This is a genomic window from Oceanitalea stevensii (assembly GCF_014837105.1).
Classification (GTDB): Bacteria; Actinomycetota; Actinomycetes; order Actinomycetales; family Actinomycetaceae; genus Oceanitalea; species Oceanitalea stevensii.
Window position 1 is genome coordinate 953896 of sequence record NZ_JACSPO010000001.1, and the last position, 20023, is coordinate 973918.

Consider the following 20023-nt stretch of genomic DNA (forward strand, 5'->3'; position numbering starts at 1 on the left):
GCCGAGTACGCACATCCGGTCCACCTGGACGGCCCGTAAGGGGCTCGCAGGTGACCGGATGTGCGTACTCGGCGGGGGTGAACGCGACCGCCTCAGCGGTCGGCGGTGGGCTCCTCCTCGAGCTCCCCGCCCTCCGTCGACTCCTCGTCGCTGCCGACCTCGTCGGCCGTCGGGGCGATGACCGCGGGGTCCTCGCCGTAGAAGGTGCCGCGGTAGCGCGGGCGCATGAGGTTCTCCACGGAGAGCAGGTCGTCGACCTCCGCCTCGGTGAGCAACCCCCACTCCAGGACGATGTCGCGCACGCTGCGCCCGCTGCGGGCGGCCTCGCGGCCCACCCGGTCCCCGTTGTGGTGCCCGATGATCGGGTTGAGGAAGGTGACCAGCCCGATCGAGCTCATGACGTTGCGGCGGCACACCTCCTCGTTGGCGGTGATGCCGGCGACGCAGCGCCGGTCAAGGGTGTCGCAGGCGCGGGTGAGCAGCGAGATCGACTCGAAGAGCGCCGTCGCGATGACCGGCTCCATGACGTTGAGCTGGAGCTGGCCGGCGGCCGCCGCCATCGTCACAGTCGTGTCGTTGCCCATGACGCTGAAGCAGACCTGGTTGACGACCTCGGGGATGACCGGGTTGACCTTCGCCGGCATGATCGAGGACCCGGCCTGCATCTCGGGCAGGTTGATCTCCCCCAGGCCGGCGCGCGGGCCGGAGGACAGCAGCCGCAGGTCGTTGCAGATCTTGTCGAGCTTGACCGCCACCCGCTTGAGCGCGGCGTGCATCGACACGTAGGCGCCGGCGTCGGACGTCGCCTCGATGAGGTTCTCCGAGCGCACGACCGGCAGGCCGGTGACCTCGGCGAGGTGGGCGACGGCGCGCACCGTGTACCCGGGCGGGGTGTTGAGCCCGGTCCCGATCGCCGTCGCCCCGAGGTTGACCTCGAGGAGCAGCGCCTGCTGCCGGGAGAGGTTGAGCAGCTCCTCGGTGACGAGCGCCCCGAAGGCGCTGAACTCCTGGCCCAGCGTCATGGGCACGGCGTCCTGCAGCTGGGTGCGGCCCATCTTGAGCACGCGGGAGAACTCGTGCCCCTTGCGGCCGAGGGTGCCGGCGAGCGCCTCGAGCCGCGCCTTGAGCCGCTCGACGGCCTGGTGGGTCGCGATGCGCAGGCCCGTGGGGTAGGCGTCGTTGGTCGACTGGCTCTTGTTGACGTGGTCGTTGGGGTGGACGACGTCGTAGCGCCCCTTGGGCAGGCCGAGGCGCTCGAGGGCGAGGTTGGCGATGACCTCGTTGACGTTCATGTTGACCGAGGTCCCGGCCCCGCCCTGGTACACGTCCACGGGGAACTGGTCCAGGCAGCGCCCGGTCTCGAGCATCTCGTCGCAGGCCCCGATGATGGCGTCGGCGATGTCCACGGGCAGGGTGCGCAGGTCCCGGTTGGCGAGCGCGGACGCCTTCTTGACCACGACCATCCCGCGCACGAGGTCGGGCAGGTCGCGCACCCGGGTGCCGGACAGGGCGAAGTTCTCCACCGCGCGCAGCGTGTGGACGCCCCAGTAGACGTCGTCGGGGATCTCGCGCTGACCGAGGAGGTCCTCCTCGGTGCGGGTGCCAGCCATCAGTTCGGGCGGGTCATCGAGACGACGTCGAGGGCCGCGTCGAGCTGCTCGGGCGTGATCTCCCCACGCTCGACGTAGCCCAGCTCCTCGACGGCCTCGCGGATCGTCGTCCCGTTCTTCACGGCGTGCTTGGCGATCGCCGCGGCGGCCTCGTAGCCGATGACCCGGTTGAGGGGCGTGACGATGGACGGGGAGGACTCCGCCAGGGCGCGGGCCCGGTCGACGTTCGCGGTGATGCCGTCGACCGTGCGGGTGGCGAGGGCGACGCTCGCGTTGCCCAGCAGGGTGATCGACTCGAGGAGGTTGCGCGCGATGACCGGCAGCATGACGTTGAGCTCGAAGGTGCCCGAGGCGCCGGCGAAGGCGATCGTCGCGTCGTTGCCGATCACCTGGGCGCACACCATGAGCGTGGCCTCGGGGATGACCGGGTTGACCTTGCCGGGCATGATCGAGGAGCCCGGCTGGAGGTCGGGGATGGCGATCTCGCCCAGCCCGGTGTTGGGGCCCGAGCCCATCCACCGCAGGTCGTTGCAGATCTTGACGAGCGAGACGGCGACGGTCCGCAGCGCGCCGGACATCTCGACCGCGCTGTCCTGGGCGCTCTGCGCCTCGAAGTGGTTGGTCGCCTCGGTGAGGGGCAGGCCGGTGTTCTCGGCGATCTTCGCGATGGCCGACGGCGCGAAGCCGGCCGGCGTGTTGATCCCGGTCCCGACGGCGGTGCCGCCGAGCGCGAGCTCGGCCAGGCGCGGCAGGGCGGACTCGACGCGGGCGATGCCGTAGCGCAGCTGGGTGGCGTAGCCGGCGAACTCCTGGCCCAGGGTCACCGGCGTGGCGTCCATGAGGTGGGTGCGGCCGGACTTGACGACCTCGGCGAGCTCCTCGGCCTTGCGCTCCAGGGACGTCGCGAGGGTGTCGAGCGCGGGGAGCAGGTCGTGGACGACGGCGGCCGTGGCGGCGATGTGGATCGAGGACGGGAACACGTCGTTGGAGGACTGCGAGGCGTTGACGTGGTCGTTGGGGTGGACGCTGCGCCCGAGCAGCGTGCTCGCGATGTTCGCGACGACCTCGTTGGTGTTCATGTTCGACGACGTGCCCGAGCCGGTCTGGAAGACGTCGACCGGGAAGTGCTCGTCGTGCTCGCCGGCGATGACCTGCTCGGCGGCCTCGGCGATGGCCCGCGCGAGGTCCTCCTCGAGGACCCCGAGCTCGGCGTTGGCGAGCGCGGCGGCGCGCTTGACCTGCGCGAGGGCAGCGATGTGGTGCCGCGACAGGCGCGTGCCGGAGATGGCGAAGTTCTCTACCGCGCGCTGCGTCTGGGCGCTGTAGAGGGCGCCGCGCGGGACCCGCACCTCCCCCATGGTGTCGTGCTCGATGCGGAAGGCTTCGTCCTGCGTCACTGCTGCTCCAAAGCTTGGTTGGCGGGTACGGGTTGCGGTGGGTGCTACTTCTCGTCCAGGTCCTTGCTCAGCAGCTCGGCGAGGGAGTCGAGGACCTCCTCGGCGCGCTCGCCCTCGGCGGTGAGGACGACGTTCTCCTGGTACTTCGCGCCCAGGGTCATGACCCCGAGGATGCTGGCGGCGTCGACGGGCGCGCCGCCCTCCTTGGCGATCTTCACCGGGATGCCGGACTCCCCGGCCGCCTTGACGAAGAGGGAGGCCGGGCGGGCGTGCAGGCCCACCTTCGAGCCGATGGTCACGGTGCGCTCTGCCATGGGAACTCCTACCGGTTGTTGTTGGGCGTGTAGGGGGAGACGACGACCTCGACCCGCTGGAACTCCTTGAGGTCGGAGTAGCCGGTCGTGGCCATCGCCCGACGCAGGGCGCCGATGAGGTTGACGGTGCCGTCGGGCGTGTCGCTGGGGCCGTGGAGGATCTGCTCGAGGGAGCCGACCGTGCCCACGCGCACGCGCTCACCGCGCGGCAGCTGCGGGTGGTGGGCCTCCGAGCCCCAGTGCCAGCCGCGCCCGGGCGCCTCCTGGGCGCGGGCGAGGGAGGAGCCGAGCATGACGGCGTCGGCCCCGCACGCGACGGCCTTGACGAGGTCGCCGGAGCGGCCCACCCCGCCGTCGGCGATGACGTGGACGTAGCGGCCGCCCGACTCGTCGAGGTAGTCGCGGCGCGCGGCGGCGACGTCGGCGACGGCGGTGGCCATCGGGGTGTGGATCCCCAGCGAGGTGCGGGTCGTGTGGGCGGCGCCGCCGCCGAAGCCGACGAGGACCCCGGCCGCGCCCGTGCGCATGAGGTGGAGCGCCGCGGTGTAGGTGCCGGCGCCGCCGACGACGACGGGCACGTCGAGCTCGTAGATGAAGCGCTTGAGGTTGAGCGGCTCGGCCGTGGAGGAGACGTGCTCGGCGGAGACGGTGGTCCCGCGGATGACGAAGAGGTCCACGCCCGCCTCGACGACGGTGCGCCAGTGCTGCTGGGTGCTCTGCGGGGAGAGCTTGCCGGCCACGGTGACGCCGGCGGCGCGGATCTCGTGGAGGCGCTGGGTGATGAGCTCGGGGACGATCGGCTGGGAGTAGATCTCCTGCATGCGCCGGGTGACCTCGGCGCCCTCGAGGGTCGCGATCTCCTCGAAGAGGGGCTCGGGGTCCTCGTAGCGGGTCCACAGGCCCTCGAGGTCGAGGACCCCGATGCCGCCGAGCTTGCCGAGGAGGATCGCCGTGGCCGGGCTCATCACGGAGTCCATCGGCGCGGCGAGGACGGGGATGTCGACGTAGTAGGCGTCGATCTGCCAGCCGACCGACACGTCCTGGGGGTCGCGGGTGCGACGCGAGGGCACCACCGCGACGTCGTCGAAGGAGTAGGCCCGTCGTCCCCGCTTGCCGCGGCCGATCTCGATCTCGTTGCTCACGCACGCCAGGTTACCCGGCGGTCGGTAGATTGCGGCTCATGGTCTGCGCGCACCCTCACGGTCCCTCCCGCCGGCAGGTCCTCACCTGGGCCGGCGCCGGCGCGGCGGCGCTGACGCTCGCCGCGTGCTCGGGCGAGGAGGACGCGCCGCCGCCGCCCGAGGCCGGGGAGCGTCTGGTGGGGCTCGAGGAGATCCCGGTCGGCGAGTCGGTCGGCGTCCGCACGAGCGAGGGCGCCGAGGTGGTCGTCACGCGCGTGGCCGAGGACGAGGTCGTCGCGCTCAGCGCCGTGTGCACCCACCAGGGCTGCACGGTCGTGCGGGAGGCCGAGGACCTCAGCTGCCCGTGCCACGGCTCGCGCTTCGCGGTCGCCGACGGCGCGGTGATCCAGGGCCCTGCCGACGAGCCCCTCCCCCGGATCGAGGTCCGCATCGAGTCCGGCGCCGTCGTCACCGCCTGACCGCACCCTTGCCGCCGGCAGCTGACGGGCGACGGAGGAACGGCTCAGCGCTCGGCGCGGAGGGGGACGCTAGACGGGCAGGGTCCGGACCGCCGCCGGCTCCGCGGACGGCAGCCACTCGAGGTCGACGCCGGGTAGCCCCTCCTCGGCGCGCCGGGCGTTGAACGCCGTGGCCCAGTCGCGGTGGCAGCCCCGCTGCCACTCGTGGAGCTCTGCGAGGGAGCGGGCGGGCAGCTCGGGGAAGGCGCCCAGCAGGCACTCGAGCAGCTGGAGCGTGGCGAGGACGTCCACCTCGGCCGTGTGGAGGCTCTCGAGGACCTCCACCCGGTAGTGGCCGCACAGGTCGCCGAGCTTGCGCGTGCCGACCCGGTCGTGGTCGAGGGCACGGTCGATGACGAGCGGGTCGAGCACCGGGGACGGCGCACGGCCGAGCCGGTCCGCGAGGGTGGGCAGCGCCCAGCGCGCGAGCTCGTGCTCGAGCAGCGTGAGGTCGAAGCACGCGTTGTAGGCGACGACGGGCACGCCGTCCTCGACGGCCCGCACGAGCGCGGCCGCGATCTCCTCGAGGGCCTCACGCGGGGCGGCCCCCTCGGCGCGGGCGCGGTCGGTCGTCACGCCGTGGATGGCGCTGGCCGGCTCGGGGATCTCGACGCCGGGATCGATGAGCCAGGTGCGCTGCCGGGTGCCGCGGGCGTCGCGCGTGACGAGGGCGGCCGTGACGATCCGGTCGGTGTGCGGGTCGACGCCGGTGGTCTCGGTGTCGAAGCCGAGGAAGGGCCCCGCCGTCCACGTGTGCATGTCCGCTCCTCCCGGGGTGCCGTGCTCCCGCGCGGCGTCGTCGATGTCCTCCACGGTGCCAGAGACCACCGACATCCCGGGACGAGCCACGCGGCCGCTCACACCGGCAGGGCGACGTAGACGGTCTCGAGGTACTCCTCGATGCCCTCGACACCGCCCTCGCGGCCGAGGCCCGAGTGCTTGACCCCGCCGAAGGGTGCGGCCGCGTTGGAGATGAGGCCGGTGTTGACGCCCACCATGCCGACCTCGAGGCGCTCGCTGAGCCGCAGCACCCGAGAGAGGTCCGCGGTGTACACGTAGGCGGCCAGCCCGACGTCGGAGTCGTTGGCGAGGCGGACGGCCTCGTCCTCGTCGCGGAAGGTCGTCACCGGGGCGACCGGGCCGAAGATCTCGTTGACCATGACCGGACTGTCGGGGGCGACGCCGGTGAGCACGGTGGGCCGGTAGAAGTACCCCGGCCCGTCGACCGGCTCCCCGCCGGTGAGCACGCGGGCGCCGCCGTCGCGGGCGGCGGTGACGAGGCGGTGCACGCCGTCGCGCTGGTCCTCCGACACGAGCGGGCCGAGGTCGGTGCCCTCCTCGAGGCCCGGTCCGACCGTGAGGCCGGCGAAGTCCTCGGCGAGCCGGCGCGAGAACTCCTCCGCGACGTCCTCGTGCACGAGGAATCGGTTGGCCGCCGTGCAGGCCTCGCCCATGTTGCGCAGCTTCGCCTGGCGGGCACCGGCGAGGGCGGCGTCGAGGTCGGCGTCCGCGAAGACGACGAACGGCGCGCTGCCGCCGAGCTCCATCGAGGTGCGCAGCACGTTGCCCGCGGCCTCCTTGAGCAGTGCCCGGCCCACCTCGGTGGAGCCGGTGAAGGAGAGCTTGCGCAGCCGCCGGTCCTGGAGCAGCGGGCCGGTGACGGTACGCGCGCTGGACGTCGGGACGATGTTGACGACGCCGTCGGGAACGCCGGCGTCCAGGAGGATCTGGCCGAGGGCCAGGGCGGTCAGGGGCGTGAGGGCGGCCGGCTTGAGGACGACCGTGCAGCCGGCGGCGAGCGCCGGGGCGATCTTGCGCGTCGCCATCGCGAGCGGGAAGTTCCACGGGGTGATGAACAGGCAGGGTCCCACCGGGCGCGTGGTGGTGAGGATGCGCAGGGTGCCCTCGGGCGCCGTCTGGTAGCGCCCGTTGACGTGCGCGGCCTCCTCGGAGAACCACCGGAGGAACTCCCCGCCGTAGGTGACCTCGCCGCGCGACTCAGCGAGCGGCTTGCCCATCTCCAGCGTCATGAGGGTGGCGAGCTCCTCGGCGCGCTCGGTCACGAGGTCGAAGGCCCGGCGCAGGACCTCCGCGCGCTCACGCGTCGGCGTCGCCGCCCAGGCGTCCTGGGCGGCCGCGGCGGCGTCCATCGCGGCGGCCCCGTCCGCGGCCGACGCGTCCGCGACCGCGGCGATCACCTCGCCGGTGGCCGGGTCGTGCACGTCGAAGGTCGCGCCGCCCTCGGCGTCCCGCCAGGCGCCCCCGACGAGCAGCGTCGTCGGGGTCGCCTGCAGGAGCTCGGCAACCGCGCTGGGGAGCGTCATCGGGGCACCTCGTCGTCGATGGGGACCGGGTCGGGCCCTCATCGTAGGTCGGCGGCCCCCGACGAGGCCCCGCGGGGAGCGCGGCGCCTCAGCGGGTGTAGTTCGGCGCCTCGACGGTGAGCTGGACGTCGTGCGGGTGGGACTCCTTGAGCCCGGCGGAGGTGATCCGCACGAACTCGCCCTTCTCCGCCAGCTGCGTGAGGTCGTGCGCGCCGACGTAGAACATCGACTGGTGCAGGCCGCCGATGAGCTGGTAGGCCACCGCGGACAGCGGGCCGCGGTAGGGGACCTGGCCCTCGATGCCCTCGGGCACGATCTTGTCGTCGGTGTCGACGTCGGCCTGGAAGTAGCGGTCCTTGGAGTAGGACACCCGGCCGCGGGAGGCCATCGCCCCGAGGGAGCCCATGCCGCGGTAGTGCTTGTACTGCTTGCCGTTGACGAAGACGAGGTCTCCCGGGCTCTCGTCGCAGCCGGCGAGGAGCGAGCCGAGCATGACGGTGTCCGCACCGGCGACGAGCGCCTTGGCGATGTCGCCCGAGTACTGCAGGCCGCCGTCGCCGATGACCGGGACGCCGGCCGGCTTGCACGCCTGGGCGGCGAGGTGGATGGCACTGACCTGCGGCACGCCGACGCCGGCGACCACGCGCGTGGTGCAGATCGAGCCGGGCCCCACGCCGACCTTGACGGCGTCCGCGCCGGCGTCGACGAGGGCCTGCGCGCCCTCGCGGGTGGCGACGTTGCCGCCGATGACCTGGACGTGACTGGTCGCGGGGTCCTTCTTCAGCCGCGTCACCATCTCGAGCAGCAGGCGCGCGTGGCCGTTGGCGGTGTCGGCGACGAGGACGTCGACGCCGGCCTCGACGAGGGCGGTCGCGCGCTCCCACGCGTCCCCGAAGAAGCCGATCGCCGCGCCGACGCGCAGGCGGCCCTCGTCGTCCTTCGTGGCGAGGGGGTACTGCTCGGACTTGACGAAGTCCTTGACGGTGATGAGGCCCTGGAGCACGCCGTCGGGGTCGACGAGGGGGAGCTTCTCGATCTTGTGGCGGGCGAGCAGCGAGGCGGCGTCGTCGCGGCTGATCCCCACGGGGCCGGTGACGAGCGGCATCGGGGTCATGACGTCCCGCACGAGGCGGCCCTCGAACTCGGCCCGGTCGATGAAGGCGGTGTCGCGGTTGGTGATGATGCCGAGCAGCACGCCCCGCTCGTCGACGACCGGCAGGCCGGAGACGCGGTAGCGCGCGCACAGCGCGTCGAGCTCGGCGAGCGTGGCGCCCGGGCCGACCGTGACGGGGTCTGTGATCATCCCCGACTCCGAGCGCTTGACGGTCTGCACCTGCTGCGCCTGCGCCTCGATGGAGAGGTTGCGGTGCAGGATCCCGATGCCGCCCTGGCGCGCCATGGCGATCGCCATGCGCGCCTCGGTCACCGTGTCCATCGCCGCCGAGAGCAGCGGCACGCGCAGGGAGATCTCCTTGGTCAGCCGCGCCGTCGTGTCCACCTCGGAGGGGATGACGTCGGTGGGGCCGGGGAGCAGGAGGACATCGTCGTAGGTCAGGCCGGTGAAGCCGAAGGGGTCCGTCACGTGGGAGTCGCTCACACCCCCGATCCTACGTGCGCGGGCGGCAGGTCGTGGAGGTGGGTCTAGTCACGGACGGCGGCGGCGATCTCCGCCACTGCCGCCGCGGCGGTCCGCACCCGGTGGACGTGGGGCAGCCAGAGCGATGGGCTGTCGTCGCCGAGGAGGAAGACGTCGACGTCGCCGCGCTCGGAGGCCAGGGTGGCGACCTCCTCCGCGCCCGGCGGGTTGCCGATCACCGCGAGCGCGGTCGCCTCACCCTCGGGCAGCCAGCTGAGCTGGCCGGCGCCGTCGGGCAGGTGCTCCGCCGGGACGACGAGCGCCCCCACGCCGGCCTCGGCCAGCCCGCCGGCGATGACGTGCGCCGGCACGCGGTCCGGGACGGCGGTGAGGATCCGCACCGGCGCGGGACCGGACGCGGTGAGGTCACGGATGGCCTGCATGAGACCGAGGCGCATGACGCCGTGGGGGTCGCTGCCGGGCCGCTCGCCGAGGCGGTGGCGACCCTGGTCGACCATCTCGGCCGCGGGCCGCACGAGGTCGGTCCAGACGGCGACGACGCCGGCCTCCCGGGTGGCGCGGCTGAGCATCCGGTGGACGCGCCGCAGGTCCGGCTCGACGGCGGCCGCGGCGAGGGTGAGGGGGTCCAGCGCGAGGGAGCCGTCGTCGGCCTCCTCCGCGGGTCCGGCGTCCTCCCCGTCGCGGGGGTCGCCCGTGCCGGACTCGGTGGCGATGCGGGCGGCGTCGACCGGCGCGACCCCCCGCAGGGTGAGGCGCCGCATCGTCTGGAGGCGGGCGACGTCGTCGGGTGTGTACCGGCGGTGGCTGCCGGCCTGGTGGGCGGAGGGGCCCAGGCCGTAGCGGCGGTCCCACGTGCGCAGGGTCGACGCGGCCACGCCCAGGGTTCGGGCAACGGCCGCCACGGTGAGGGGCGCAGCGTCCATCCGGGAGTCCCCGCCCGATCCGGGGGTCGCTCGAGCCACCAGTCCTCCTTCGTCGGCCTCGATTCTGCACCCCGGCGGCGGCGCGGGCACGTCCGGCGCGCCAGGAACGCGCCGACCGGCACCGCTGCCCCGCTCACGGCGCGGTCGATGCCCGTTCGCGGATCGTTTCCTGAACTACTTTCGCGAGGGGCTTGAACAATGCCTGCATCGGTTGCTAGGTTCTTCCTCATTGGCCCCGCGGCACCGAGGTCGCGCACCACGGATGTGAAGGAGTACGACGATGGCAGAGCTCAGCAGGCTTCCCGGACCGGTCATGGACCTCTGGGAGTGGCAGTACCAGGGCAAGTGCCGCGAGGCCGACCCCAACCTCTTCTTCCACCCCGAGGGCGAGCGGGGCGGCACCCGGCGCCGCCGCGACGAGGCGGCCAAGGCCGTGTGCGCCGAGTGCCCCGTCATCCAGCAGTGCCGCGAGCACGCGCTCAAGGTGCGCGAGCCCTACGGCGTCTGGGGCGGCCTGTCCGAGGACGACCGCCAGCAGATCCTCACCACCCCCCTGCGCCGCGCCAGCTGACGACGCACATCCACCGTCGTACGACGAAGGGCCCCGGTCTTGCGACCGGGGCCCTTCGCTGTCGTCCTAGAAGGACGTCACTTCTCGACGACGGCGAGGACGTCGCGCGCGGAGAGGATGAGGTACTCCTCGCCGGCGTACTTCACCTCGGTGCCGCCGTACTTGCTGTAGATGACGACGTCACCCACGGCCACGTCCACGGGGACGCGGTTGCCCTTGTCGTCCACGCGGCCGGGGCCGACGGCGACGACGGAGCCCTCCTGGGGCTTCTCCTGGGCGGTGTCCGGGATGACGAGGCCAGACGCGGTGGTCTGCTCGGCCTCGAGGGTCTGCACGACGATGCGGTCCTCGAGGGGCTTGATGGAGACCGACACTGCGGACCTCCCCTTCGCTTAGGTGAGTAACGGAACAAGGTCAGGTCGCACCGTCGCCGGCGGGCCGCCGTCGCGGGGGTCGGCCCGTGGTTCTGGTGCAGTCGCGGGGCCCGAGGGCCGTCGCACGCCCAAATCTATGCCCGCGTTAGCACTCGGTCAAGGTGAGTGCCAACGAGTCGGGCGCCTACGATCGTCGGGTGGACGCCAGTGCGCTGAGCAAGCTGCTCTCCCCCGAGGGCTGGGCCCTGCTCGGCCAGCTGCCGCCCTACGACGAGGCGACCGCGCTCACGCTCTCGACGGCGCTGCGCGACCGGGGCCTGGACCCCGAGCTCGTCGCCGCCGCGATGACCCAGTCGCGGCTGCGCGCCAAGGGGCGGGCCAAGTTCGGGGAGTTCGCCGAGGGGATGATCTTCACCCAGGCGGGCCTCGAGCAGTCCACCCGGCTGACCGTCGCCGCGCACCACGCCGCACGCTTCGCTGCGGCGGGCTCGACGAGGGTCGCCGACCTCGGCTGCGGCATCGGCGGCGACGCGATGGCACTGGGCGCCCTGGGGCTGCCCGTGCTCGCCGTCGAGCTCGACGAGCTCACCGCGGCCGTCGCGACCGTCAACCTGCGCCACTTCCCCGAGGTCACGGTCGTCCACGGCGACGCGCTTGCCACCGACCTCGACGGCGTCGACGCCGTCTTCGCCGACCCCGCCCGGCGCACCCGCGGCGGCCGGCGCATCTTCGACCCGAGCGCCTACTCCCCGTCGCTCGACGCCGTCCTGGCGCTGCGCGACCGGGTGCCGGCGCTCGGCCTCAAGGTCGCCCCCGGCATCCCGCACACCGGCCTGCCCGCCGACGCGCACGCCCAGTGGGTGAGCGTGGCGGGGGACGTCGTCGAGGCGGGCCTGTGGTTCGGACCGCTCGCTCCCGAGGGGCCGGGGCGCAGCGCCCTCGTCCTCGACCGCGAGGGCCGCGCGCACCGCCTCACCTCGGAGGTCGCGGCCGCCGACGCCCCGCTGCGGGCCGGACAGGTGCGGGACCTGGACCACTACCTCTACGAGCCCGACGGCGCGGTCATCCGGGCCGGGCTCGTCGCCCTCGCCGGGGACGAGGTGGGCGCGGGCCTGGTGGCCGAGTCCATCGCCTACCTCACCGGGCCGCGGCTCGTGCGCTCCCCCTTCCTCACCGCCTACCGGGTGCTCGACTCCTTCCCCTTCGCCCTCAAGACGCTGCGGGCCTACCTGCGCGACCGGCAGGTGGGGACGGTGACGATCAAGAAGCGCGGCACCGCCGTCGAGCCCGGGCAGCTGCGCCGCCAGCTCTCCCCCAGCGGCCCCAACGCGGCGACGGTCGTCCTCACCCGGCTCGCGGGCCGGCAGAGCGTCATCGTCGTCGAGCCGGTCACCGCCCCCGAGTAGCCGGCGGCGGTGGCCCGCCGTGGCGGCGCATCGGGCCCGCGGACGGCATCATGTCCCCATGGAGATCGACTTCGCCCCGTCGGCGCGATCGACGGTGGGGATCGAGTGGGAGCTCGCCCTCGTCGACGTCGACTCCGGCGACCTGCGACAGGTGGCCCCCACCGTGCTCGAGGCGGTGCGCCCGCAGGGCGCGGACGCGCACCCCCACATCCACCCCGAGCTCCTCCTCAACACCATCGAGGTCGTCTCCGGCGTCGCGACGACGGTGCGCGGGGCGGGCGCGGACCTCGCGCGCACCGTCGACGAGCTGCGCGCCGTGCTCGACCCGCTCCGCGTTGACCTCATGTGCGCCGGCACGCACCCCTTCGCCCGCTACGACTTCCAGCGGGTGACGAACAAGGAGCGCTACGCGACCCTCATCGAGCGGACGCAGTGGTGGGGCCGCCAGATGGTCATCTACGGCGTCCACGTGCATGTCGGCATCGAGGACCGGCGCAAGGTCCTGCCGATCCTGCGGGCGGTGCTGTGCTACCTGCCCCACCTCCAGTCCCTCGCCTCCTCCTCCCCGTTCTGGGCCGGACGTGACACGGGCTACGCCTCCAACCGCGCCCTCCTCTTCCAGCAGCTGCCCACGGCCGGGCTGCCGCAGGTCTTCGACGAGTGGCACGAGCTCGAGGCCTACGCCGGGGACATGCTCCACACCGGCGTCATCGACTCCCTGGGCGAGATCCGCTGGGACATCCGGCCGGCCCCGCACCTGGGCACCCTGGAGATGCGCGTGTTCGACGGCGCCTCCAACCTCACCGAGGTCCTCGCCCTCGCCGCACTCGTCCACTGCCTCGTCGAGCACTTCTCCACCATGCTCGACAACGGGGAGGAGCTGCCCCGGATGCCGCAGTGGTTCCTCCAGGAGAACAAGTGGCGCTCGGCGCGCTACGGCATGGACGCGATCGTCATCCTCGACGCCGCCGGCAACGAGCAGCTCGTCAGCGAGGCCGTCACCGAGCTGCTCCCCCGGCTGGAGCCGGTCGCGGAGCGCCTGGGCTGCCTCGAGGAGCTCGACGGCATCCGCACGATCCTCGCCAAGGGCGCGTCCTACCAGCGCCAGCGCCGGGTGGCGCGCCGCCACGACGGTGACCTCGACGCCGTCGTCGCCTCGCTCGTCGCGGAGATGAGGGCGGGCCGCCCCCTCTGAGGAGCACGCGGCCCGCCCGCCGCCCCTTGCGTCGCCCTTCCCGCTCATGCGTCGCACTTTCTCTCACCCTCCGAGGAGCCGAAAGTACGACGCAACGGGTCAAGTGCGCCGGCGTGGAGTCAGGGTGCGGGGCTCAGCGCGGGCTTCGTGCCGCTGAGGGCCGGGCGCCGCCTGCGCACGGGGGGCAGCGTGTAGAGCCCGGGCACCTGACGTGTCACCCTGTGCACGCCGAGACTGACGAGGATCGCCCCGACCGTCAGCACGGGTGGGAGCAACGGAGCCGCCCAGCCGAGCCGGTCGGCGACGGGCTCGAGCAGCGCGGCCAGGACGACGATCGGGTAGAAGTGCAGGACGTAGATCGGGAGCGTCCGCGTCCCGAGGAACTCCAGCCACCGCATCGTGGGTCGCCCGCTGAGCACCACGGCGAGCGTGACACCGAAGACGACCGCCAGGCAGCTGACGCCGAGGCGGATGCCGGGAATGCTCATCGCATCCGCCGCGGACACCGCTACCGAGACCGCGAGGTAGCCGGCTGCGGCCATGACCGCGTGGCGCGGGCGCACCCGCGACGCGAGGTCCCGGAACCTCGGCCCGAGGAGCGCGGCGGCCAGGAAGAAGACGAAGTACTCCGTCATCTTGTTCAGCGTCATGCTCCCCGTGTCGAGGACGCCGGCCCCGAAGGCGAGGGAGACCAGCGTCGCCAGCGCGAGCTGCGCCCACACCGGTAGCCGGCGGATGGACCACGCCGCGAGGAAGTACAGCGCCAGGGAGTAGATGAACCAGGTACTGGTGCTCGCGTGCGGCCACACGAGGACGAGAGCGAGCTCCGACCAGGTCGGCTCGTGGTTGAGGTTGGGCAGCACCTGGAACGCGAGGGTCCAGATGAAGGACCACAGGACGTAGAGCCACAGCAGCAGGAGGACCCGCCGGGCGAACATGTGGCGCAGGTCCAACGACAGTGCCTTCGCGGCGAAGATCCCGGCGGTGAAGAAGAACAGGGGCATCCGGAAGGTGGTCAGCGCCCCGCCGGCGTCCGACCAGAACCAGGCAAGGCCGACGTCGTCGAGGAAGAACGCCGCGTGGTAGAGCACGACGAGGACGATCGCGCCGCCCTTGGCGACGTCCACCCAGCTCTCACGGGGCTTGGAGCCTGTAGTCATGGCGGTGACGTTAAGCGACCGTCTCCTCGGCCGGTGGGGTGACCGGCGGACCGAGGAGAATCGGGAGTGGGGTGAGCCCCGGGGTGACCCGTCAGGCGCGGACGGTGGTGAGCGGCATGCCGGAGTCGGCGGGGATGTCCCACGCGGAGGGACCGACGCCCGAACGGAGCATCGCGGAGCCGAGGGCCGCGATCATCGCGCCGTTGTCCGTGCAGTAGCGGATCGGCGGGATGCGCACCTCGATGCCGTGCTCCGCGCCGCGCTCGGCGGCCAGCTCGCGCAGCCGCGAGTTCGCGGAGAACCCGCCGCCGATGACGACCGTCTGCGTGCCCGTCCGCTGGCACGCGGCAAGGGTCTTGCTCACGAGCACGTCGGCGACCGCCTCGGAGAAGGAGGCGGCGACGTCGGACGCGGGGAGCTCCTCGCCGGCGTCCTCGACGCCCTCGACGTACCGGGCGACGGCCGTCTTGAGACCGGAGAAGGAGAAGTCGTAGGGGTGGCGGGCCACGTCCTTGCCCTTGGACAGGCCGCGGGGGAAGCGGATCGCGGCGCGGTTGCCCTGCTGGGAGAGGCGGTCGACGTGCGGGCCGCCGGGGTAGGGCAGGCCGAGCAGGCGGCCGACCTTGTCGAAGGCCTCACCGGCGGCGTCGTCGAGGGTCTGCCCCAGCTCGACGACGTCGGTCGCGATGTCGCGCACCTCGAGGAGGCTGGTGTGGCCGCCGGAGACGACGAGCCCGACGAAGTGCTCGGGGAAGGCGCCGTGGACGAGCTCGTCGACGGCGATGTGCCCGATGACGTGGTTGACGCCGTACAGCGGCCGCTCGAGCGCCAGCGCCAGCGACTTCGCCGCCGCGAGCCCCACGGTGAGGGAGCCGACGAGCCCCGGGCCCGCGGTGACGGCGACGGCGTCGACGTCCTCCAGGCGGCAGCCCGCGGCGTCGAGCGCGGCGTCGAGCGTGGGGACGAAGGCCTCGAGGTGGGCGCGGCTGGCGACCTCGGGGACGATGCCGCCGAAGCGGGCGTGCTCGTCCATGGAGGAGGCCGTCACGTCGGCGAGCAGCTCGCGGCCCCTCACCAGCGCGAAGCCGGTCTCGTCGCAGCTCGTCTCGATGCCGAGGACCAGGGGTTCGCTCACCCCCACAGGGTAGTGCGCCCACCACCGGCACCACCTGTGGCTGACCTCACAGCGCCCGGGCGGATGGTTCCCCGCGCCCGGGAGGTTGCCGTCGACATGACCACCGACGTGATTCCCGCGACCGACCTGCAGCGCGCGATCTTCCACGACGCGCGCACGACCAACTCCTTCACCCCGGAGCCGGTCGACGTGCAGGTCGTGCGCGAGGTCTACGAGGCGGTGCGCTGGGCGCCGACGGCGATGAACGGGCAGCCGCTGCGCCTCGCGGTGGTGGAGTCCCCCGCCGCCCGCGAGCGCCTCGTGGCGCATCTCAGCGAGGGCAACAAGGCCAAGACGCTGGCGGCGCCGCTCACCATCGTCGCCGCCTACGACCCCGCCTTCCACGAGCACCTCGAGCTCCTCGCCCCGCACCGCACCGGGGCCCGCGAGAAGATGGCCGGCGATCTGGAGTTCCGCGAGTCCTTCGCCCGCACCAACGGGCTCATCCAGCTCGGCTACCTCATCCTCGGCCTGCGCGCGGCCGGCCTGGCCGTGGGCCCGATGACCGGCCTCAGCGCCGCCGGTGTGGACGCCGAGCTCTTCGCCGAGTCGGGCTGGCGCACCCTCGCGGTCCTCAACGTCGGCCACGGCGCGAGCGAGGAGCCCGGTGCCGTGCGCCCGCGCGCCGGCCGCCTCGAGTTCGAGACCGCCGCCGTCGTCCTCTGAGGGCTACGGGGCGGCCGTGAGGTCGCCCCGGCCCGAGCGCAGCGTGAGCCGCATGACGACGGCGTCCTCGTCGCCGTAGTAGCGCGGCCGCGTCCCGATCGACTCGAAGCCGGCGCGCTCGTAGAGCCGCTGCGCGCCCAGGTTCCCCGCCCGCACCTCGAGGAAGACGTGACGGGCCCGGGCGGCGCGCGCCCGCTCGACGAGGTCGGCGAGCAGGGCGGCGCCGGTGCCGCGGCCGCGGTGGGCGGTGGCCACCCCCACCGTCATGACCTCGCTGTCCTCCCCGAGCGCGATACCCGCGTAGCCGACGACGACGCCGTCACTCTCCGCCGCGACGTAGTACCGGCCCGCCTGGGCCAGCTCCTCCCGGTAGGCCGCCCGCGACCACGCTCCCGGCCCGAAGAGCTCCCGCTCGAGCTCCATGACCCGGTCGAGGTCGTGCTCGCGCAGCGGCCGCAGGATCACGAGGCGCGCTTGCGCGCGGCCGCCGGGGTGACGTCGGGGCGCCGCAGGTACAGCGGCTCGGTGCCGAGCGCGACCTCCTCCCCCGCCTCCGCGCGCGCCAGCCGGGCGCGCACGACGCGGGCCAGCACGGCGGCGTCGACCTCGTCCGGCGCGCCGGGGGTGGGCGGCAGGACGTCGGCGTACAGGAGGGCACCGGGGCCGGCGACGACGACGGGCCCCTCGTCCACCGCCGCGTCCAGCGGGTCCTCGGCGAGCTCGGCGGCGGGCCCCACGCGCGGCCCGGACAGGACCTCGACGTCGTCGTCCCCGAGCGCGCGGTAGCGGGCGGAGTACACCTCCTTGCGCCGTGCGTCCCCGAGGACGAGGACGGTGGAGCCGGGTCGGACGTCGAGGACCTGACGCGCGAGGACGTCGAGGCTGCTGACGCCGTGGACCGGGATCCCGCGCGCACGGGCGAAGGTGAGGGCGGTGACGAGACCGACCCGCAGGCCGGTGTAGGGCGCCGGGCCGGTGCCGACGGCCACGCGGTCGACGGCGGAGGCGCTCAGCCCCGCGGTCTGGAGGACCTCGGCGACGAGCGCGGAGAGGCGCTCGGCATGGCCGCGGTGGTCGGCGCTGCGGGCGCGGGCCAGCACGCCGGCGTCGTCGTCGTGGAGGGCGACCGCACTGCCGGCGGAGGTGTCGATGCACAGGGTTCGCACGACACCCAGGGTAGTCCGCCGTCGGCGGCGGTCACCCGCCGGGCTGCTCCGGGCGCGGGCCGTCGGCGTCGGCGTCCTCGGGCGGCGGCGCCATCCCGGCGTGGACGTCGGCCACGATCCGAGAGTCCGCCTGGCGGTACTGGCGTACCAGAAGGATCGCGACGCCCGCGCCGGCGAGCACGATGACACCGATCGGGATGAGCGGGGACAGGGTGCCGCCCTCCCCCTCCGACGTGCTCGGCACGGCCGCGGGCGGCGACTCCCCGCGCCACGCGGCGAGGAAGTCCTGGAAGACCTCGGCGGGCAGGGCGCCCTGGAGGACGGTGCGCGCCCCCTCGGTGAGCGGCCACACCTCCCCCTCGAGCAGGCCGAACCAGCCCTCGACGGTGTCGTCGCGGATGAGGACCGTGCCGGAGGGGATCTCCTGGAGGGCCGCGGCGAGCTCGGTGTCCTCAGTGACGTCGAGCAGCTCGAGCGAGTCGCCCTCCGCGCCCGCGCGGACGACCCCCACGGGCTCGGGCGTCTCGGGGGTGCGTCGGACGACGGTGGCGACCCACTCGTCGACGGGGGCGGCGGGGACGTCGGGCTCCTCACCGGAGACGTACGCGTCGTTCCACGTCGCGACCCGGCGCGGGGCACCGAGGGTGAGGTCCTCACCGAGGTCGGCGACGGCGTCGTCGCCCTCCTCGGCGAACCAGGCCGAGACCTCGGCGGGCACGTCGGTGGCCGGGGCGCTGGGCGTCGGCTCGCTCGGCGCGTCGGTCGCGGCGGTGGCCGCGGCCGGGTGGAGCAGGACCGTGGCCGCGAGGAGCAGCCCGGCCAGCCGACGCCTGGTCACCGGACGGTCCCGGCCGGGTCCGCCCCGAGGGCGGCGGCGAGGTCGACACCCTCCCACCGCGGCCCGTGGGCGTGGATCGTCACGGTGCGGGCACCGGCGTCGGCGACCTCGTCGGCGTCCCGCAGGCCTCCGCGCGGCCGGCCGACCATGACCTCGAGGCGGTCCTCGGCCAGCCCCTCGACCATGCCCTCGCCCCACTCGACGACGGTGACGGAGTCCTCCAGGGAGCTGTCGAGGTCGAGCGCGTCGACCTCGGCGAGGGACTGGAGACGGTAGGCGTCGACGTGGACGAGGTCGGGCCCCTCCCCCAGGCTCGGGTGGGCGCGGGCGATGATGAAGGTGGGCGAGGCGACCTGGCCGCGCACGCCGAGCCCGGCGCCGATGCCCTGGGTGAGGGTGGTCTTCCCGGCGCCGAGGTCCCCGGTGAGGACGACGAGGTCGCCGGCGCGCAGGATGCCGGCGAGGCGGCGCCCGAGCTCGCGGGTGGCCTCGGGGTCGGCGGGCTGCCAGGTGGTCATGAGGGGTCCTCCTGCGAGACGTGGGTGCGGGGGATGCGGCTGCCGAGCCGGGTGACGATCTCGTAGCTGATGGTGCCGGCGGCGTCGGCCCAGTCCTGCGCCGTCGGGTCGCCGTCGCGGGCGTCACCGAGGAGCACCGCGAGGTCACCGACCGACACGTCCGCGCCGTCGGGGCCGAGGTCGACGACCACCTGGTCCATGCTCACCCGTCCGGTGACCCGGCCGCGGTGCCGGCCGACGCGCACCGGCCCGGCGTTGCCGGCGTGGCGGGGGATGCCGTCGCCGTAGCCGAGGGGGACGAGCGCGAGCCGCCCGGCCGACGGCGTCGTGTAGGTGTGGCCGTAGCCGACGGGGGTGCCGGCGGGGACGTCCTTGACGTGGATGACCTCCGCCTCCAGCCGCATGGCGGCACGCAGGCCGAGGGCGACGGCGTCGGCGACGTCCGGGGCGGGTGAGAGCCCGTAGAGCGCCAGGCCCGGCCGGACGAGGTCGAGGCGGGTGTCGGGGTGGAAGAGGGTGCCGGAGGAGGCGGCGAGGTGGCGGACGGTGGGCCGCAGCCCCGCCCGCTCGGCCGTCGCGACGGCGTCACGGAAGGCCGCGAGCTGCGCGGAGGTCGTCGGCTCGGCCGGCTCGTCACCGCGGGCGAGGTGGGACCACACGCCGACGACGTCGACCGTGCCCTCCGCCGCGAGCCGGGCCGCGTGGTCGACGAGCTCGGCCCACTGCGCGGGCCGGGCGCCGCCGCGGGCCATGCCGGTGTCGGACTTGAGGTGGACGCGGGCGGCGCGGCCGGTGAGGCGCGCGGCGGCGGCGAGCTCGTCCAGGGCCCAGGGCGCCGACGCCGAGAGGTCGAGGTCCGCGGCCAGCGCCTCGGCGAACGGCGCCCCGGGGCCGTAGATCCAGGTGAGGAGGGGCGCGTGGACGCCCGCGGCGCGCAGCTCGAGGGCCTCGCCGAGCTGGGCCACCCCCAGCCAGGTCGCACCGGCGGCCAGCGCCGTGCGCGAGACGGGGACGATCCCGTGCCCGTAGGCGTCCGCCTTGACCACGGCCATGACCTCCGCGGCGCCCGCGACGGCCCGCAGCCGCTCGACGTTCGCGCGGATGGCGGCATGGTCGACGACCGCCCGTGCCGGGTAGTAGCTCACGGTGCC

The 20023-nt window shown here is 73.9% G+C and carries 21 protein-coding genes; 5 read left to right on the forward strand and 16 right to left on the reverse strand.

Annotation, left to right across the window (positions count from 1 at the left end; translation table 11 throughout):
• Nucleotides 1-92: 92 nt before the first annotated feature.
• From aspA to H9624_RS04375, 4 genes are read right to left on the reverse strand one after another with little or no spacing between them, the layout of a single operon-like run.
• Nucleotides 93-1610 carry an aspartate ammonia-lyase gene (gene aspA, locus H9624_RS04360; protein ID WP_251838656.1) on the reverse strand — a complete coding sequence of 506 codons (1518 nt, stop codon included), beginning with the start codon at nt 1608-1610 and terminating at the stop codon, nt 93-95.
• Nucleotides 1610-3007, reverse strand: coding sequence for an aspartate ammonia-lyase (locus H9624_RS04365; RefSeq protein WP_307784923.1), 1398 nt, complete (start codon nt 3005-3007; stop codon nt 1610-1612). Before H9624_RS04365 ends, aspA begins: the two co-directional genes overlap by 1 nt.
• Before the next feature lie 44 nt (nt 3008-3051).
• A complete protein-coding gene (locus tag H9624_RS04370; RefSeq protein ID WP_251838657.1) occupies nt 3052-3321 on the reverse strand; it encodes an HPr family phosphocarrier protein in 270 nt (89 codons plus the stop codon).
• Nucleotides 3322-3329: 8 nt separating this feature from the next.
• Nucleotides 3330-4463: a GuaB3 family IMP dehydrogenase-related protein gene (locus H9624_RS04375; protein WP_152187754.1), complete on the reverse strand. Its 1134-nt coding sequence runs from the start codon at nt 4461-4463 to the stop codon at nt 3330-3332.
• 38 nt (nt 4464-4501) lie between these two features.
• Here H9624_RS04375 and H9624_RS04380 point away from each other — a divergent pair, with 38 nt between their 5' ends.
• Nucleotides 4502-4921, forward strand: coding sequence for a QcrA and Rieske domain-containing protein (locus tag H9624_RS04380; RefSeq protein ID WP_251838658.1), 420 nt, complete (start codon nt 4502-4504; stop codon nt 4919-4921).
• A gap of 69 nt (nt 4922-4990) precedes the next feature.
• Here the strand turns inward: H9624_RS04380 and H9624_RS04385 are convergent, their stop codons facing one another.
• The 4 genes from H9624_RS04385 to H9624_RS04400 form a co-directional block, all read right to left on the reverse strand.
• Nucleotides 4991-5788: an exonuclease domain-containing protein gene (locus H9624_RS04385; RefSeq protein WP_307784924.1), complete on the reverse strand. Its 798-nt coding sequence runs from the start codon at nt 5786-5788 to the stop codon at nt 4991-4993.
• Nucleotides 5789-5817: 29 nt separating this feature from the next.
• Complete coding sequence (locus tag H9624_RS04390; RefSeq protein ID WP_251838659.1) at nt 5818-7284, reverse strand: NAD-dependent succinate-semialdehyde dehydrogenase; 1467 nt, start codon at nt 7282-7284, stop codon at nt 5818-5820.
• An 88-nt stretch (nt 7285-7372) separates the two neighbouring features.
• Nucleotides 7373-8890: an IMP dehydrogenase gene (guaB, locus tag H9624_RS04395; protein ID WP_504740240.1), complete on the reverse strand. Its 1518-nt coding sequence runs from the start codon at nt 8888-8890 to the stop codon at nt 7373-7375.
• A 35-nt stretch (nt 8891-8925) separates the two neighbouring features.
• Nucleotides 8926-9843, reverse strand: coding sequence for a MerR family transcriptional regulator (locus H9624_RS04400; RefSeq protein WP_251838661.1), 918 nt, complete (start codon nt 9841-9843; stop codon nt 8926-8928).
• 241 nt (nt 9844-10084) lie between these two features.
• Here H9624_RS04400 and H9624_RS04405 point away from each other — a divergent pair, with 241 nt between their 5' ends.
• On the forward strand, nt 10085-10375 hold the full coding sequence (locus H9624_RS04405) for a WhiB family transcriptional regulator (protein ID WP_110851879.1): 291 nt from the start codon (nt 10085-10087) through the stop codon (nt 10373-10375).
• 77 nt (nt 10376-10452) lie between these two features.
• Here the strand turns inward: H9624_RS04405 and groES are convergent, their stop codons facing one another.
• Nucleotides 10453-10749: a co-chaperone GroES gene (gene groES, locus H9624_RS04410; RefSeq protein ID WP_152187742.1), complete on the reverse strand. Its 297-nt coding sequence runs from the start codon at nt 10747-10749 to the stop codon at nt 10453-10455.
• A gap of 197 nt (nt 10750-10946) precedes the next feature.
• On the opposite strand from groES, the gene H9624_RS04415 reads away from it, so the two are divergent.
• Nucleotides 10947-12155, forward strand: a complete 1209-nt coding sequence (locus H9624_RS04415) for a THUMP-like domain-containing protein (RefSeq protein WP_251838662.1) — start codon at nt 10947-10949, stop codon at nt 12153-12155.
• A 58-nt stretch (nt 12156-12213) separates the two neighbouring features.
• Complete coding sequence (locus H9624_RS04420) at nt 12214-13350, forward strand: glutamate--cysteine ligase (protein ID WP_251838663.1); 1137 nt, start codon at nt 12214-12216, stop codon at nt 13348-13350.
• Between the two features lie 119 nt (nt 13351-13469).
• Here the strand turns inward: H9624_RS04420 and H9624_RS04425 are convergent, their stop codons facing one another.
• Nucleotides 13470-14510 carry an acyltransferase family protein gene (locus H9624_RS04425; protein ID WP_251838664.1) on the reverse strand — a complete coding sequence of 347 codons (1041 nt, stop codon included), beginning with the start codon at nt 14508-14510 and terminating at the stop codon, nt 13470-13472.
• Between the two features lie 91 nt (nt 14511-14601).
• Nucleotides 14602-15645 carry a tRNA (adenosine(37)-N6)-threonylcarbamoyltransferase complex transferase subunit TsaD gene (tsaD, locus tag H9624_RS04430; protein ID WP_251838665.1) on the reverse strand — a complete coding sequence of 348 codons (1044 nt, stop codon included), beginning with the start codon at nt 15643-15645 and terminating at the stop codon, nt 14602-14604.
• 96 nt (nt 15646-15741) lie between these two features.
• Here tsaD and H9624_RS04435 point away from each other — a divergent pair, with 96 nt between their 5' ends.
• Nucleotides 15742-16350, forward strand: a complete 609-nt coding sequence (locus H9624_RS04435) for a malonic semialdehyde reductase (protein ID WP_251838666.1) — start codon at nt 15742-15744, stop codon at nt 16348-16350.
• A 3-nt stretch (nt 16351-16353) separates the two neighbouring features.
• Here the strand turns inward: H9624_RS04435 and rimI are convergent, their stop codons facing one another.
• Genes rimI through alr form a run of 5 tightly spaced genes read right to left on the reverse strand, consistent with a single transcriptional unit; the run spans nt 16354 to nt 20017 of the window.
• Complete coding sequence (gene rimI / locus H9624_RS04440) at nt 16354-16815, reverse strand: ribosomal protein S18-alanine N-acetyltransferase (protein WP_251838667.1); 462 nt, start codon at nt 16813-16815, stop codon at nt 16354-16356.
• Nucleotides 16812-17516 carry a tRNA (adenosine(37)-N6)-threonylcarbamoyltransferase complex dimerization subunit type 1 TsaB gene (gene tsaB, locus H9624_RS04445; protein ID WP_251838668.1) on the reverse strand — a complete coding sequence of 235 codons (705 nt, stop codon included), beginning with the start codon at nt 17514-17516 and terminating at the stop codon, nt 16812-16814. The genes rimI and tsaB overlap by 4 nt, the downstream gene beginning before the upstream one ends.
• Nucleotides 17517-17547: 31 nt before the next feature.
• Nucleotides 17548-18354 (reverse strand): hypothetical protein, encoded by an 807-nt coding sequence (locus H9624_RS04450; RefSeq protein ID WP_251838669.1) that lies wholly within the window; start codon nt 18352-18354, stop codon nt 17548-17550.
• The gene (gene tsaE / locus H9624_RS04455; RefSeq protein WP_251838670.1) at nt 18351-18872 is read right to left on the reverse strand and encodes a tRNA (adenosine(37)-N6)-threonylcarbamoyltransferase complex ATPase subunit type 1 TsaE; all 522 of its coding nucleotides are present in this window, start codon (nt 18870-18872) and stop codon (nt 18351-18353) included. The genes H9624_RS04450 and tsaE overlap by 4 nt, the downstream gene beginning before the upstream one ends.
• Entirely contained in the window at nt 18869-20017 is a 1149-nt protein-coding gene (gene alr, locus H9624_RS04460) for an alanine racemase (RefSeq protein WP_251838671.1), read from the reverse strand. The genes tsaE and alr overlap by 4 nt, the downstream gene beginning before the upstream one ends.
• Nucleotides 20018-20023: the final 6 nt, after the last annotated feature.

Bases quoted from the DNA above. Each gene is read 5' to 3' on its own strand.
- H9624_RS04380 (WP_251838658.1), top strand. From the start codon at position 4,502: ATGGTCTGCGCGCACCCTCACGGTCCCTCCCGCCGGCAGGTCCTCACC.
- H9624_RS04420 (WP_251838663.1), top strand. From the start codon at position 12,214: ATGGAGATCGACTTCGCCCCGTCGGCGCGATCGACGGTGGGGATCGAG.
- H9624_RS04425 (WP_251838664.1), bottom strand. From the start codon at position 14,510: ATGACTACAGGCTCCAAGCCCCGTGAGAGCTGGGTGGACGTCGCCAAG.
- H9624_RS04370 (WP_251838657.1), bottom strand. From the start codon at position 3,321: ATGGCAGAGCGCACCGTGACCATCGGCTCGAAGGTGGGCCTGCACGCC.
- H9624_RS04405 (WP_110851879.1), top strand. From the start codon at position 10,085: ATGGCAGAGCTCAGCAGGCTTCCCGGACCGGTCATGGACCTCTGGGAG.
- aspA (WP_251838656.1), bottom strand. From the start codon at position 1,610: ATGGCTGGCACCCGCACCGAGGAGGACCTCCTCGGTCAGCGCGAGATC.
- H9624_RS04390 (WP_251838659.1), bottom strand. From the start codon at position 7,284: ATGACGCTCCCCAGCGCGGTTGCCGAGCTCCTGCAGGCGACCCCGACG.
- H9624_RS04435 (WP_251838666.1), top strand. From the start codon at position 15,742: ATGACCACCGACGTGATTCCCGCGACCGACCTGCAGCGCGCGATCTTC.
- tsaE (WP_251838670.1), bottom strand. From the start codon at position 18,872: ATGACCACCTGGCAGCCCGCCGACCCCGAGGCCACCCGCGAGCTCGGG.